Here is a 16,124-nt window from a genome sequence, read left to right on the forward strand (position 1 = left end):
CCTGAAATCATTTTAGAGCATATCCTAACAAGAGATGCTGAAATAAATTCAGCAAGACGGTTGTATTGGTTTTTTGTGTTGTTACCCTGAATTCATTTTAGAGCATATCTTAACAATAGATGCTGAAATAAATTCAGCAAGACGATTGTGCGGTATCGCCCTTATTAAACAATTTTTCATTTACTTTGTGTAATAATGGGTTTACCCAATTGCCATTTTATGCTAAACTATTTCCGGTTCCTAATACTTTTATCCTGTTTTACGATTAACTGCTATGCCTCAGAGATTAAAAGCATTGGCGTACCCTATATAGAAAATTATCCCAAATCGGTTTATTCATCAGGAAACCAAAACTGGAGCATCACAAAAGATAAAAATGGCGTAATGTACTTTGGTAATGCTGAAGGACTTTTAACTTTTGATGGACGCTATTGGCAAAAATACCAGATGCCCAACAGGCAGATTGTAAGATCGGTAGCTACTGATAATAAGGGGCGTATTTACACGGGTAGCTTTGGCGAATTTGGCTACTGGGCCATTAAAAACAATAAATTAAGTTATAACTCGCTTATCAGTTTATTACCTAAAGGCATAAAAATAAATGATGAGGTATGGAAAATTTATGTAGATCAGGATCGGGTGATCTTTCAATCCTTTTCTAAAATTTTCATCTATAAAAATAACAAAATCGAAGTGGTAAAATCGCCATCTTCATTTCTCTTTCTGCATAAAATAAATAACCGATACCTTATAGAGGTACTTGAAAAAGGGCTCTTCGAACTTGTTGGAAATAAACTGAATCATATCCCAAATAGTGAAAAACTTGGCAAAGAAGGGATTCTGTCTATCCTTCCTTATAAAACCAATGGATTGATTATCGGCACCAGTAAAAACGGGCTTTTTACTTACGATGGAAAAGATTTTACACCATTGAACACTCCTGCCAACAGTTACCTTAAAACTTATCAACTCAACAATGGTGTTAGCTTGCTGGGTAAATACTTTGCTTACGGCACCATTCTGAACGGATTGATCATTATTGACGAAAATGGAAGGGTTGTACAACGCATTAATAAATCGAGCGGTTTACAAAACAACACTGTTTTAAGTTTATACGCAGATAATGAACAGAATCTTTGGACGGGATTAGATAACGGGATCGACAGGATTGAACTTAATTCGCCTTTATATTTCTATTTTGATAAAACCGGTCAGTTCGGTACCGTGTATTCCAGTATAATTTTCAACAATAAAATTTATCTGGGTACTAACCAGGGTTTATTTTATAGTGATTGGTCGCCGGATAATCTTTTACCTTTTAATTTCCGATTAATTCCCAATTCGCAGGGCCAGGTATGGGAACTCACCATTATCGACAATGAACTCATTTGCGGGCATAATAGTGGTACATTTAAAGTAAACGGGGATAAGATCGACTGGCTTTCAAGATCTGCTGGCGGTTGGACGATTAAAAAACTCAATACAAATCCAAATTACCTGGTTCAGGGTACTTACACCGGGCTTTCGCTTTTTAAAGAATCTCCGGCATCTGGTTTAAAATTTGTGACGAATGTTACAGGATTTGATGCTCCATCCAGGTACGTTGAACAAGATAATAAAGGAGATATTTGGGTTGCACATGCGTACAAAGGTTTATTTAAACTAACTTTAAGTGCAAATTATACCAGTGTAACGAGTACTAAATATTTCGATGAAAAGAATGGTTTGCCGGGTAATTATAACATCAACATTTTCAATTTAGAAAATAAGATTGTTTTTTCTTCTGATGCTGGTTTTTATACCTACGATGAACTTAGCAATAAATTTACCAAATATGAAGCGTTAAATAAAGAATTAGGCTCTTTTCAATCTTCCAATAAAATTATTAATGCTGGTGGTAAAAAATATTGGTTTATTAACCATGGAAAAACGGCCCTCGTTAATTTTAGCGAGCCTGGAAAGGTAGAAATAGATTCGAACCAGTTTAGCATTTTAGATGGCCGGATGGTACAATATTATGAAAACATCAGCCGAATTAGCAATTCAATTTATCTGATCAGTGTTGATGATGGTTTTGTGATTTATAATCCAACTGCCCAGCTGAATATGCAGAAGCAGAAGCTTCCGGCTGTGCTGATCCGTCGTGTTGAAGACATTACCGATAAGTTTTCACTCATAAGCGAATCAGGAAATAATGAGGAAACAACGGAGATTCAAAACAGCAGAAATAACATCAGAATTTCTTATGCATTGCCATATTACCGCCAGGCTAAAGTTAAATACCAATTTTATTTAGAAGGTTATTCAAAATCGTGGTCTGACTGGAGTTACGCCACACAGAAAGATTTTACCAATTTAAGTGCAGGTAATTATATTTTTAAAGTTAGGGCCAAAATAGATGATAATACAGTAAGCCAGGAAACAACTTATTCTTTTACCATTTTGCGCCCCTGGTATCTTAATAACTGGGCAATATTGTGCTACACTATTTTATTTGTAATCGTGTTGATTTTAGGCAAAAAACTTTACGAGCGAAAACTTAATAGGGATAGTAAAAAAATAAGTGACCGTTTACAAGCTGAGCAAGAAGAGAAATTAAGAAAGGAAGCTGAAATTAATGAAAAGCAGATCATTAAGTTGCAAACGGAGAAATTACAGGCCGAACTGGCTTCCAAAAACAGAGAATTGGCCAACTCTGCCATGACTTTAGTGTATAAAAATGAGTTGCTCCAGAAACTGAGTGATGAAATAACCAAACTTAAAGACGAAAATGGTAAAAAGCTTTCGGATGATCAAACCCGAAAAATTCAGAAGGTTATTAATGACGGAATGAATGATGAACGCGATTGGCATTTATTCGAAAACAGCTTTAATGAAGCACATGAAAGTTTCTTTAAAAAATTAAAAGCACAGCACCCCGATCTTGTTCCGAACGATTTAAAACTTTGCGCCTACCTAAGGATGAATATGAGTAGCAAAGAAATGTCGTCACTACTTAATATCAGTTTAAGAGGTGTAGAAATACGCCGCTACCGTTTGCGTAAAAAGCTCGAAGTGCCACATGATAAAAACTTAACTGAGTTTTTAATGGAGCTTTAATTTAGCTCATTTTAAAAGCAAAAACTTAATCAGGGGAGCACGGAAAAATTTATGCGAAAAACGCTTTTTGCGGATTATTTGCTATTAACCATCAAATCGGCACTACATCATTACCTCTCATGCTGGGTTTCTACGCCCCACAAATTACTTAGTGTTATTTATACACTTAACCATATGTTAATATTATGTTAAAATCCAATAAAACTGTGTTTTTGACCTAAAATGGCATTTGGTTTAATCGTTAACTAAACCAAACTGGTTTTCATGATGTATTAATGTAGAGGTAGAAACACTTGCACATCACCAAAAACAACCTCACATTTAACTAACAATTAAACTAAATTTATAATAAAGCATGAAAAGAATCTTTACAAGAATTTCTGTTCTCGCTGCATTTTGTTTGCTAACAATTAACGTAGCATTTGCGCAAAACATTACCATAAAAGGTAAGGTAATTGATGGGGGTGATAAAACACCTTTACCTGGCGTAACTATTTTAGTTAAGGGCACACAAACTGGCACGCAAACAGATGTAAACGGCGGCTACTCCATTAGCGCGCCGGCTAATGCCACATTAGTATTTAACTTTGTAGGCTATACAGCACTTGAGCAGGCTGTAAATAATCAAACTACCCTTAATGTATCCCTAGCATCATCAACACAACAATTAGAGCAGGTTGTGGTTGTGGGTTATGGTACGCAGAGAAAAATTGATGTTACAGGATCCGTAGCTTCAGTAAAGGGTGAAGATATTTCAAAACAGATTTCAACAAATCCTGTTGGTGCATTACAAGGTAAAGTAGCAGGTGTTTCCATTACCAATACTGGTACGCCAGGCGGTTCACCAACCATCACCATCAGAGGTACCGGTACCATTTATGGTAAAACAGTACCATTATATGTAGTAGACGGTGTATGGTATGATGATATTAACTTTTTAAATCCTTCTGACATTGCAAATATTAGTATTTTAAAAGATGCTTCTGCGCAATCTATTTATGGTATCAGGGCTGCCAATGGTGTAGTTCTGGTAACAACAAATAAAGGTAAAAAAGGTGATGCAGTAATCAATTACAATGGTACCGTGGGTTTCCAGAAGGTTACTAACAAGGTTGAAATGGCAAATGCTTCAGAATATGCTACTGCAGTAAATGAGGCTTACGCACTTCAAACCCCTGCTGTTGCTCCATTATTTTCAAATACCAACCTTGGAGAAGGAACCAACTGGTATGATGTAGTTTTAAGAGATGCTTTGATTACCAATCACCAGCTTTCTGTTAGTGGTGGAAGCGAAAAATCTACTTATAACCTATCTTTAGGTTATTTGGATCAGGATGGAATTGTTAAAAACAACAATTATAAAAGGTATACAGCCCGATTATCAAATGACTTCCAGATTTTCAAACCATTAAAAATTGGATATAATGTAACAGCAGCTTCAAGCAAGTCTAAAGATGCACCATCATCTATATTCAGGGCCTTATATGCAGCATCTCCTGTTGTTCCGGTATTTAATGCTGATGGAACTTATGGCGATCCTAATGCGTTTAACTTGGGTAATGGCAGTAACATGAATCCTCAAGCTACATTGGATTTCTTTAATCAGCAAACCACAAAATACAAGGTTACCGGAAATATATTTGCAGAGTTGAAGTTCTTGAAAGACTTCACATTTAAAACAAGCTTTGGTGGTGATTTTAGTCAGGACGAAGTTCGAGGTTATATTCCGGTGTATAAAGCAAGCAATACCCAACAAAATACCAATAGTAAATTGGATATTGATCGTGTTGAAAACAGAAACTGGATTATAGAAAACACTTTAACTTACGATAAAAAGTGGAACGACCACAGTTTAACAGTGTTGGTAGGACAAACTGCCCAGCGTAATAAAATGTATACGATCAATGCAGATGCATTAAACGTTCCTTATTCATCAGAAGGAGATTTGTATTTAGCACTTGGCGACGCGTCTACCAGAAACGTTACAGATTTAGGTGAATTATCAACCTTTGCTTCATATTTTGGAAGATTTAATTATTCTTATAAAAACAGGTATTTATTAAATGCCTCTATAAGAAGAGATGGTGCTTCACAGTTTTATGGCACGAATAACTTATGGGGGAATTTCCCTTCTATTGGTGCAGGATGGGTGATCAGTAATGAGGAATTCATGAAAGATCAAAAAATATTCAGCAATTTAAAACTTAGAGGAAGCTGGGGTAAAGTAGGAAATGCTGGTGTTCCAATTAACCCTACTGTATTAAGAGTAGATCAGAGTCCTGGATATATTGCCTTTTTTAACGGCATTCCTTATACCGGTGCCAGTATTAATTCATTTGTTCCACCAACATTATATTGGGAAAGAAGTGCTGGTACTGATATTGGCTTAGAAATGGGTTTTCTGAATAACAGATTAACTATCGAAACAGATTATTATAACAGAAAAACTGAGCAATCAATATTTGATATTCCTATCTTAGGAAATACAGGTGCTGAAACCCCAACTCTTATTGCAAATCAAGCAGATATCCAAAACCGAGGCTTTGAATTTTCTGCAACTTGGGCTGATAAAACAGACGGCGGGTTTACTTATTCCATCAGTGGAAATGTTGGCATGAATGAAAACAAAGTGATCAACGTAACATCTGGAGCAAATCCAATTTACAGAGGAGGCGCAGGATTAACCAGCGGATACTTATCAACCAGAACAGTGAATAATCGTCCGATTGGTGAGTTTTATGGTTATCAGGTAGAAGGAGTTTTCCAAACAGATGCTGAAGCCGCAGCTTGGCCAGGTTTTAAAAGAGGCGATTTTAAGTACGCTGATACTAATGGCGATGGCGTGATTGATTTAAGAGACAGGGTAGTACTTGGAAATCCAAATCCTAAATTTACGTATGGTGTAAACACTAATTTTGCCTATAAAAATTTCGATTTAACATTAGATATTCAAGGCGTTGCTGATGTTAGTGTATATAATGCGAATTTGGGTAACCGTTTCGGTAATGAGAATTTCACTAAAGATTTTATCAACAACCGCTGGACGGGTGCTGGTACATCTAATACATACTCATCTGCTGATTTAGCTGGTGGATTAAATAATGCACCAAATTCTTTCTATGTAGAAAAAGGTGACTATATCCGGTTAAGAAATATCCAACTTGGTTATACATTACCAAGCGCCATAAGCAGTAAAATGAAAATGCAGCGCTTAAGAGTATTTGCAAATGCCCAAAATGCACTTAACATCTTCGGATACAAAGGCTTTAGCCCTGAAGTTGGTGGAGCACCTACAAATGCAGGCATAGATACTAACGTTTATCCATTATTCGCAACGTATAATTTCGGCGTTAACGTAACTTTCTAATCGACATCAAAATGAAAAAAAATATAAATATACAATCATGCGTAATTGCAGCCGCGCTTGGCGCAATGCTCTTTACAGCATCATGTAAAAAGGAATTTTTAAATGTTCCACCTCAAGGTCAACAGCCTTCTGCTACGTTTTGGCAAAACCAGGATGATGCCTTAAAAGGTGTAAATGCAATTTATGCCAATTTACGCAGCTGGAACAATGTAGCCTTTAATGCAATTGCTATAGAAAGTACCGGATCTGACGAAGCTGATAAAGGTAGTACACCTACAGATGCAACCTTTTTCAATCTGTATGATCAGTTTACGGTTACCGCTACACATGGCACCTTACAGGATTTCTGGACAGGTCAGTATCAAAACATTAATCTTTGCAACCAGGTATTGGATAATGTTCCAAATATCAATATGGATGCCGCACTTAAAGCCAGATATTTAGCTGAAGCAAAATTTATCAGGGCATATTCTTACTTTAGACTTGTAAGAGCTTATGGAAGAGTTCCTTTAAGACTAACAGTGCCTAAAGAAAATACAGAATTTAATATTCCACAAGCTGAGAAAGCTGCGGTATATGCTCAAATTGAAAAAGACCTGACAGAATCAGCTGCTGTATTACCACAATCATACGGTTCTGCAGATTTAGGGAGAGCTACAAAAGGTGCAGCACTTGGCATGAAAGCTAAAGTTGCCATGTATCAAAACAAATGGGCAGATGTACTTGCACTCACCAACCAGGTAATGGGCTTAGGATATGATCTGTTTCCAGATTTTGAGAAAGGTTTCAGAACACAAAATGAAAATAATATTGAGTCTTTATTTGAAGTACAAGCAGAATTATTACAGAGTAATGCAGATGCTTCAAATTCGCAATATAGCCAGGTTCAGGGTGTAGCCGGTGTTATGGGATGGGGTTTCAATACACCATCTGAGGCACTAGCAAATGCTTTTGAACCAGGAGATCCACGCAGAGATGCAACTATTTTATTTAAAGGAGAAACGACCCCTCAAGGCGATTTAGTCCCTACTACTGTACCGAACGAAAGATACAATCAAAAATCGTATGTTCCATTTGCAACACGGGTATCTGGCTTTAACGAAGGTGCTCAGCAGAATTTCAGGGTATTGAGATTTGCCGATGTTCTTTTAATAAACGCAGAAGCTGCCAATGAATTGGGCAATCCTTCGCAAGCATTAACCTCACTAAACAGGGTACGTGCACGTGCAAGAGGTGGAAATAATAATATCCTTCCAAATGTTACCACCACAGATAAGGATGCATTGCGTCAGGCGATCTGGAAAGAAAGACAGGTTGAACTTGCAATGGAAAACGACCGTTACTTTGATGTTATACGTCAGGGAAGAGCAGCAACAGTTTTTGGTCCTAAAGGATGGAAAGCAAATAAAAATGAAGTTTGGCCAATTCCTCAGAATGAAATTGACTTAAGCGGTGGATTATTAAAACAAAATCCTGGCTATTAAAACTTAAATCTAAATAAAGGTTGTCGGCTAAAACCGACAGCCTTTATTTCCTTTGTTCCGTACCATGTCAAAAACATACCTAAAAAAAATCACTTTAATATTTGCAGCCACATTCGGCTCTTTTTTACTTGTAAGTGCTTGTTCAAAGCATAAAAACATCAAATATACCCCTGATCTCACCATCAAGAAAAACCTGTCAGATGTTGAGTTATTGGATCTCGTTCAGAAACAAACCTTCCAATACTTTTGGGATGGAGCTGAGCCAACATCAGGTGCTGGCAGGGAGCGTTTTCATGTAGATAACGTTTATCCTGAAAATGATAAAAACACAGTTGCTACAGGGGCAACAGGTTTTGGGTTGATGGCTATTTTAAGTGGTATTGATAGAAACTATGTAACCAAACAAGAGGGTTTGGAAAGATTAAACAAAATATTGGATTTCCTATCTAAAGCAGATCGTTTTCATGGAGCCTGGTCTCACTGGATCAATGGCGAGACTGGAAAAGTACGTCCATTCGGACAAAAAGACAATGGAGGCGACTTAGTTGAAACTTCATTTGTGGCGCAGGCTTTAATCTGCATCAACGAATATTATAAAAATGGAACCGAACCCGAAAAAGCCCTGGCAAAAAAAGCAGATGCGCTTTGGAAAGGCATCGATTTTAATTGGTTCCGCAACGGGCAAAATGTATTGTACTGGCATTGGTCGCCAGAATACAACTGGGAAATGAACTTTCCCGTAAAAGGCTATAATGAATGTTTAATTATGTATGTTATGGCAGCCTCATCCCCTACCCATGGCGTTCCTGCCGAAGTGTACCACGAAGGTTGGGCAAGGAGTGGCGCAATTAAAGCAAATTTCGATCTGTATGGGCATCATATTCCATTAGATTATCAAGGTGCAAAAAATTCTGTGGGTCCGTTATTTTGGGCACATTACTCATATTTAGGCCTAAACCCGAAAGGTTTAAAAGATCGTTATGCTGATTATTGGCAAAATAATGTAAATCAAACATTGGCTATCCACGATTACTGTGTGTCCAATCCGAAGAAATTTAAAGGTTATGGTGAAAATAACTGGGGTTTAACCGCCAGTTATTCAGTAAAAGGTTATGCAGCCCATAGCCTTCAGGAAGATTTGGGCGTTATTTCTCCAACTGCTGCAATTTCATCTATACCTTATACTCCTAAAGAATCGATGAAGGTAATCAGACACCTTTATGAAGATCTGGGCGATAAAGTTTGGGGTAAATATGGCTTTTATGATGCGTTTTCTGAAACCGACAACTGGTACCCAAAAAGATATTTAGGCATAGATCAGGGACCAATGGTAGTGATGATCGAAAATTACAGATCAGGGCTGCTTTGGAAGTTATTTATGAAAAATACCGATGTAAAAAATGGCTTAACCAAACTCGGCTTTGAAAGCCCGGAAATAAAATAATTTAAAGCCCATAAAATGAGAAAAACTATACTTACAATTTTCTTTTTCACTTCATTTTTAGCGGTACTTGCTCAAAAACAGAAAACCTATTGTAACCCGATTAATATCGATTATGGTTATACACCTTTCGAATCTTTCACCGAGTGGGGAAAACATCGCGCAACTGCCGATCCTGTAATTGTAAATTATAAAGGGGATTTTTATCTTTTTAGCACCAACCAATGGGGTTACTGGCACAGTGCCGATATGCTGAACTGGAAATTTCATGAAAGAAAATTCCTTCGCCCATGGAATAAAACCAAAGATGAACTATGCGCACCTGGTGTTGGCATTGTTGGCGATACCATGGTTGTTTTTGGCAGCACGTATACCAAAAACTTCACCTTATGGGGAAGTATAGATCCTAAAGGCAATAAATGGTTCCCATTGGTAGATTCTTTAGAAATTGGAGGTTGGGATCCATCATTCTTTACCGATGATGATGGCAAATTTTATATGTACAACGGAAGCAGCAACAATTATCCTATGTACGGGGTAGAATTAGACCGCAAAACTTTCCAGCCAAAGGGTACCCGTACACCAATGTATTTACTGGAGAGCTGGCGGTATGGCTGGCAACGTTTTGGAGAATATATGGACAATACCTTCCTTGATCCTTTTGCAGAAGGTGCCTGGATGACTAAACATAATGGCAAATATTACTTTCAATATGGTGCACCCGGAACGGAATTTAGTGGATATTCTGACGGAGTGGTAGTGGGTAACAAACCCTTGTTTTACGACAATCCATCTACTCCACAATCCGATCCCTTAAGCTATAAAGGAGGTGGTTTTTCAAGAGGTGCTGGTCATGGTGCCACATTTCAAGACAATAGCAAAAATTATTGGCACATTTCTACCAGTATCATCTGTGTAAAAAACACTTGGGAACGCAGAATTGGCATTTGGCCGACAGGTTTTGATAAAGATGATGTAATGTGGACCAACACCGCATTTGGCGATTACCCACTTTATTTACCTGCCGAAAGAAAAGAAGGTGACCCGGCAGGCCCAGGCTGGATGCTCATCAACTATAAAAAGCCAGTAACCGTTTCTTCAACATTGGGAAGTTTTAATGCCAATAATGCCGTTGATGAAAACATTAAAACGTATTGGAGCGCTAAAACAGCAAACAATGGCGAATGGATTCAGACTGATTTGGGTAGCCTGGCAACAGTTAATGCCATCCAGATCAATTATGCCGATCAGGATGCAGAATTTCTTGGTAAACAGACCGGGATTTTTCACCAATATAAAATCCTATCATCCACTGATGGTAAAAAATGGACCACCCTGGTAGATAAAAGCCAAAATAAAACCGATGTACCACATGATTACATCGAGCTCCCAAACCCTGTAAAAACGAGGTTTATCAAAATGGTTAACATCCATATGCCTACCGGAAAATTTGCCATTAGCGGTTTACGCATTTTTGGTAATGGAAACGGAGAAAAACCAACTAAAGTGAAAAATCTGATTGTACTCCGCACAGAAAAAGATAAACGCAGTGCCTACATTAAATGGGAACCTGTAGATAATGCCTTTGCCTACAACCTTTACTATGGCACAGCACCCGATAAGCTTTACAATTGTATCATGATACACGATTTTAACGAATACTGGTTTAAAGCAATGGACAGTCAAAAACCTTATTATTTTTCTATTGAGGCCATAAATGAGAATGGTGTATCGGCAAAAACTGAATTAAAGAAGGTTGATTAAATAAACATTTTTATTTAGGCAAGGCTGGAAACACATACCAGCAAATTAATAAGAAATCACCCACAATCGTTTTAAACGGTTTGGAAATAACCAATCGTTTTAAACGATCAGTAAAATTTGATTAATAAAGAGTAAAACACACATATAATGAAGAGAGCGAATATCCTGGTTGTTTTTTTAACCCTGCTTGTGCTGAACGGATCGGCACAAAACAAAAAACCTGTTTCGGCAGAAGATGCAAAGATGAATACTTTCATCAGCAACCTGATGGCGAAAATGACTGTTGATGAAAAAATCGGTCAGTTGAACTTACCAAGTTCTGGTGATATCACTACCGGACAAGCCAACAGCAGCGACATTTCTAAAAAAATTAAGGCCGGTCAAGTTGGTGGTTTATTTAATATCAAAGGTGTAGATAAGATTAAAGCTGTTCAAAAGATTGCGGTTGAAAATAGTCGCATGAAAATTCCATTACTTTTTGGAATGGACGTTATCCATGGTTACAACACCGTTTTCCCTATTCCTTTGGGAATGAGCTGCGTATGGGACATGAGTGTAGTTCAAAAATCAGCCAGGGTTGCCGCCATTGAAGCTAGTGCAAGTGGCATCAACTGGACATTTTCTCCGATGGTTGATATTTCCAGAGATCCACGCTGGGGCCGCATTTCAGAAGGAAGTGGAGAAGATCCTTACCTTGGGTCACAAATTGCCGCAGCCATGGTAAAAGGTTATCAAGGGAAACTTCAGGCAAACAATGAAATTTTAGCCTGCGTAAAGCATTATGCACTTTACGGTGCTGCCGAAGCTGGTAGAGATTACAATACCACCGACATGAGTAAAGTACGCATGTACAACGAATATTTCCCTCCTTACAAAGCTGCGGTTGATGCAGGAGCGGCCAGTATAATGGCATCTTTTAATGAGGTTGATGGTATACCAGCAACAGGGAGTAAATGGCTGATGACCGATGTTCTACGTAACCAATGGGGTTTTAAAGGCTTTGTGGTAACCGATTATACCGGTATACCTGAAATGATTGCGCACGGAATGGGCGATTTACAAACTGTTTCTGCCCTGGCCTTAAATGCTGGTGTTGATATGGATATGGTAGGCGAAGGGTTTTTGGGAACTTTAAAGAAATCGCTGGCTGAGAAAAAAGTTGCTCTTGCCCAGATAGACAGGGCTTGCAGATTGGTGCTTCAGGCCAAATATAAATTGGGTTTGTTTATTGATCCTTATAAATTCTGTAACCCTGAAAGAGCAGAAAAAGAGGTTTTTAGTGCGGCTAACCGTCTGATTGCGCGTGAAGTTGCTTCAGAAAGTTTTGTATTGCTTAAAAACAACAACAATTTACTTCCTTTAAAAAAATCAGGTACAATTGGTTTAATCGGTCCATTAGCAGATAACACAGCCAATATGTATGGTACCTGGAGTGTGGCAGCACTTTTTGATAAATCGGTAACTGTGCTTCAGGGTTTAAAAAATGCCTTAGGTAACGATGCGAAAATTTTAACAGCTCGTGGTGCAAATTTCCTTGCAGATTCTACAATGGAGCACCGTTATGTAAACATCCACAACCCTACTTACAAACGCGATCCCCGCACTGAGGCCGAAATGATTAAAGAAGCTTTAGAGGTTGCCAAAAAATCAGATGTTATTGTGGCCACAATTGGTGAAGGTTCTGAATTTACCGGCGAAAGCAGCAGCGTAACTGATATCCAGATTCCTGAAACACAAAAAAACCTTTTAAAAGCGTTGGCAAAAACAGGTAAACCAATTGTTTTGGTGCTATTTACAGGTCGCCCGCTGGCCTTAAACTGGGAACAGGAAAATATTCCAGCAATATTGAATGTTTGGTTTCCGGGTAGCGAAGCTGGAAGTGCCATTGCAGATGTACTTTTTGGTGATGTTAATCCATCAGGAAAATTAAGTGCAACTTTTCCTCAAAATGTAGGTCAGGTACCATTATATTATGCACATAAAAACACCGGTAGGCCATTGGCAGAAGGTAAATGGTTCGAAAAGTTCCGTTCTAACTATTTAGATGTAAGCAACGATCCATTATATCCTTTCGGTTTTGGTTTAAGCTATACCACATTTGGCTACAGCAACATTACGCTAAGTTCGAACAGCTTAAGCAAAGGAAAATCAATCACTGCATCGGTTACCATAAGCAATATAGGTAAATATGATGGTAAAGAGGTGGTTCAGTTGTACATTCAGGATTTAGTGGGCAGTATTACCCGTCCGGTTAAAGAGTTGAAAGGATTCCAAAAGGTGAGTTTAAAAGCTGGAGAAAGTAAAAAGATCACTTTTAACATATCAGAAAATGACCTTAAATTTTACAATTCTGCATTAAAATTCGCAGCAGAACCCGGTGATTTTAAAGTATTTATAGGCACAAATTCAAAAGATGTAAAAGAAGCATCTTTCAGCCTGAAATAAAAATAATTAGGTTTGTTTATTAACCCTGTGCTATTGTAAAGTAGCCAGGGTTTTTTATTTTTGTTGAATGAAACCATCATAGTTTTCCAAAATATGCAATGGAATAACAAAGAATGATGAAGTCATTACCATTAAAATCAAGCCCGGCTTGCAACCCATTATCCCATTAAAAATAATTAGCAACGCATTAATAACTAAACGGATGAAAAAGATATTTTTTACCATCTGCATTCTTTTTTCAGTACTTTTTTTAAACGCTCAAGACTTAAAAAAATACGACAGGGGAAGTTTCATAAAAGGAAAGGATTCGATTTATTACAGAGTTCTGTTTCCCGAAAATTTTAATCCCGATCAAAAATATCCGATTATTTTCTTTTTACATGGAAGCGGAGAGCGAGGTAATGATAATGACAGTCAGCTGGTGCATGGTGGTAAATTGTTCCTAAAAAGTGATGTACGCAAGAACTTTCCTGCCATTGTAGTTTTTCCTCAGTGCCCATCAAACGATTTTTGGGCAAATGCCAATTTCGATAAAGATGCCAGTGGCAAAAGGAAAATAAGTTTTGTTGAAGGTGGAAAACCAACCAAAATTATGCATGCGCTGCAGGGAATGGTTAAAGATTTCCTTAAAAAGCCTTATGTAAATAAAGAGCAGGTTTATGTGGGAGGCCTATCAATGGGCGGTATGGGCACTTACGAGCTTTTAAGAAGAGAACGCCGTAAATTTGCCGCTGCTATTGCCATTTGTGGTGGCGACAACACCAATAACATTAAAAAATACCAAAAAATACCACTTTGGATCTTCCATGGTGCAAAAGATGATATTGTTGATCCGGCATTCTCAATTGCCATTGCCGAACGTTTAAAAACAGTGGGAGATGAAGTGAAATTTACGCTTTACCCTACTGCTAACCACAACAGTTGGGATAGTACGTTTGCCGAACCTGAATTGTTAAGTTGGTTGTTTTCGCATAAGAAATAGGAAGCAACCTCGCAGGTTTTTAAAACCTGCGAGGTCTAAAATAGCTTTAATCCTCAAGTTCATCGATTAATTGTTGATGTTTCCTTTCGTGATATTCTTTAAAAAAAGATAATCCTCCAAACCAATCAACAACATCATTTCTTTTTAAGGCTGTAAATTTATCCGACAAAATAATATTGTATGATGAATACGGATAGACTCTAAAATCCTCTAATAATTTATGTTTTTGAGGATTAGAGTGAATATAATAGATCAGTTCGGTGATATAAGATTCGTCCTCAATTTTCTTCCTTTTAAACCTTTCTTCAAAAAGTTTCCCAGTACGATCAAATCGTTTATTAAAGGCTTTGGCATAAGCATTGAATAAATTAGAAAAACTCTTTTCAATGCTCACAGTAATTTTATGTTCTTCTTTTATCCTAATTAAAAGATGAAAATGATTATTTAATAAACAGAAGGCAAAAACATCTGCTACAGGTAAAATATACTTCTTTAATAATTTCAGAAAGTAAAGGTAATTTGATTCCTCCCGAAATATGATTTCACGATTATTCCCTCTGTTATATACATGATAGTAAGTTTCACATTCTAAAGGAATTGTCTTAATCATTCCTAAACTTAAATAAATTCTCAGAAAAATCAAATATCTATATACTCAGACCTCGCAGGTTTTAAAAACCTGCGAGGTCTAACTGCCAAGAAAATAAAAAAGTCCCGTTATATGCAAACGGGACTTTGTTTAATAAATATCAGATGTTGTTACTCAGCCATATTATGATATACCGCCTGTACATCATCATCTTCCTCTAATTTATCGATCAATTTCAATACATCGGCTGCCTGCTCTTCGGTAACCTCGTGATGAGATAAGGCGATCCGCTCTAATTTTGAACTTTTTAACTCAATGCCTTTTTCTTCTAATGCTTTTTGCAAAGAACCAAAGTTTTCGAAAGCACCTTGCGCAACTGCGATATCGTTTCCTTCTTCATCAGCTTCAACATATAGTTCTTCCAAACCAGCGTCAATTAATTCGAATTCCAATTCTTCCAGATCCAAACCTTCTGCCGGTACAAAACGAAAAACAGATTTCCGGTTAAAAACAAAGTCTAATGATCCGGTTTTACCTAAACTTCCGTCAGTTTTGTTAAAATAACTACGCACATTTGCTACGGTACGGTTGGTATTATCAGTAGCTGTTTCAATTAAAACTGCAACGCCATGAGGGGCATAACCTTCGTAAACAATTTCTTCATAATTGGCCATCGATTTATCAGAAGCACGCTTAATAGCAGCCTCTACCCTATCTTTTGGCATATTTACAGCCTTCGCATTTTGCATAGCTGTACGTAAACGCGAGTTGGTTTCAGGGTGAGGCCCCGATTCCTTAACTGCCATTACAATATCTTTACCAATACGCGTAAACTGAACCGCCATTTTGGCCCAACGCTTAAATTTTCTCTCTTTTCTAAATTCGAATGCTCTTCCCATTTTGTAGTATTGAGATATGAGGTATGAGATATTAGACCTTACGCCTTCAACCTT

General features: G+C 37.5%; 9 protein-coding genes. 7 read left to right on the plus strand and 2 right to left on the minus strand.

Features of this window, described 5'->3' with window-relative positions:
* Positions 1-219: 219 nt before the first annotated feature.
* The 7 genes from ASE74_RS18870 to ASE74_RS18900 all read left to right on the plus strand — a co-directional run bounded on the left by ASE74_RS18870 (position 220) and on the right by ASE74_RS18900 (position 14,582).
* Positions 220-3,099 carry a triple tyrosine motif-containing protein gene (locus tag ASE74_RS18870; protein ID WP_157255482.1) on the plus strand — a complete coding sequence of 960 codons (2,880 nt, stop codon included), beginning with the start codon at positions 220-222 and terminating at the stop codon, positions 3,097-3,099.
* 355 nt (positions 3,100-3,454) lie between these two features.
* Positions 3,455-6,466, plus strand: a complete 3,012-nt coding sequence (locus ASE74_RS18875; RefSeq protein WP_055912412.1) for a TonB-dependent receptor — start codon at positions 3,455-3,457, stop codon at positions 6,464-6,466.
* 11 nt (positions 6,467-6,477) lie between these two features.
* On the plus strand, positions 6,478-7,950 hold the full coding sequence (locus ASE74_RS18880) for a RagB/SusD family nutrient uptake outer membrane protein (RefSeq protein ID WP_055912414.1): 1,473 nt from the start codon (positions 6,478-6,480) through the stop codon (positions 7,948-7,950).
* Positions 7,951-8,014: 64 nt separating this feature from the next.
* Positions 8,015-9,394: a glucoamylase family protein gene (locus ASE74_RS18885; protein ID WP_055912416.1), complete on the plus strand. Its 1,380-nt coding sequence runs from the start codon at positions 8,015-8,017 to the stop codon at positions 9,392-9,394.
* Between the two features lie 15 nt (positions 9,395-9,409).
* Positions 9,410-11,155, plus strand: coding sequence for a discoidin domain-containing protein (locus tag ASE74_RS18890; RefSeq protein WP_055912418.1), 1,746 nt, complete (start codon positions 9,410-9,412; stop codon positions 11,153-11,155).
* A gap of 147 nt (positions 11,156-11,302) precedes the next feature.
* Complete coding sequence (gene bglX / locus ASE74_RS18895) at positions 11,303-13,600, plus strand: beta-glucosidase BglX (RefSeq protein ID WP_055912420.1); 2,298 nt, start codon at positions 11,303-11,305, stop codon at positions 13,598-13,600.
* A gap of 202 nt (positions 13,601-13,802) precedes the next feature.
* Positions 13,803-14,582, plus strand: coding sequence for a dienelactone hydrolase family protein (locus ASE74_RS18900; RefSeq protein ID WP_055912422.1), 780 nt, complete (start codon positions 13,803-13,805; stop codon positions 14,580-14,582).
* Positions 14,583-14,628: 46 nt separating this feature from the next.
* Here the strand turns inward: ASE74_RS18900 and ASE74_RS18905 are convergent, their stop codons facing one another.
* Both ASE74_RS18905 and ASE74_RS18910 read right to left on the minus strand, forming a co-directional pair.
* A complete protein-coding gene (locus tag ASE74_RS18905) occupies positions 14,629-15,192 on the minus strand; it encodes a transposase (RefSeq protein ID WP_055912423.1) in 564 nt (187 codons plus the stop codon).
* 149 nt (positions 15,193-15,341) lie between these two features.
* Positions 15,342-16,070, minus strand: coding sequence for a YebC/PmpR family DNA-binding transcriptional regulator (locus ASE74_RS18910; RefSeq protein ID WP_029274031.1), 729 nt, complete (start codon positions 16,068-16,070; stop codon positions 15,342-15,344).
* Positions 16,071-16,124: the final 54 nt, after the last annotated feature.

Source organism: Pedobacter sp. Leaf216, from assembly GCF_001421515.1.
Taxonomy (GTDB): Bacteria; Bacteroidota; Bacteroidia; order Sphingobacteriales; family Sphingobacteriaceae; genus Pedobacter.

Coding starts and splice junctions, on each gene's coding strand:
- ASE74_RS18870 (WP_157255482.1), top strand. CDS start 220: ATGCTAAACTATTTCCGGTTCCTAATACTTTTATCCTGTTTTACGATT.
- ASE74_RS18875 (WP_055912412.1), top strand. CDS start 3,455: ATGAAAAGAATCTTTACAAGAATTTCTGTTCTCGCTGCATTTTGTTTG.
- ASE74_RS18880 (WP_055912414.1), top strand. CDS start 6,478: ATGAAAAAAAATATAAATATACAATCATGCGTAATTGCAGCCGCGCTT.
- ASE74_RS18885 (WP_055912416.1), top strand. CDS start 8,015: ATGTCAAAAACATACCTAAAAAAAATCACTTTAATATTTGCAGCCACA.
- ASE74_RS18890 (WP_055912418.1), top strand. CDS start 9,410: ATGAGAAAAACTATACTTACAATTTTCTTTTTCACTTCATTTTTAGCG.
- bglX (WP_055912420.1), top strand. CDS start 11,303: ATGAAGAGAGCGAATATCCTGGTTGTTTTTTTAACCCTGCTTGTGCTG.
- ASE74_RS18900 (WP_055912422.1), top strand. CDS start 13,803: ATGAAAAAGATATTTTTTACCATCTGCATTCTTTTTTCAGTACTTTTT.
- ASE74_RS18905 (WP_055912423.1), bottom strand. CDS start 15,192: ATGATTAAGACAATTCCTTTAGAATGTGAAACTTACTATCATGTATAT.
- ASE74_RS18910 (WP_029274031.1), bottom strand. CDS start 16,070: ATGGGAAGAGCATTCGAATTTAGAAAAGAGAGAAAATTTAAGCGTTGG.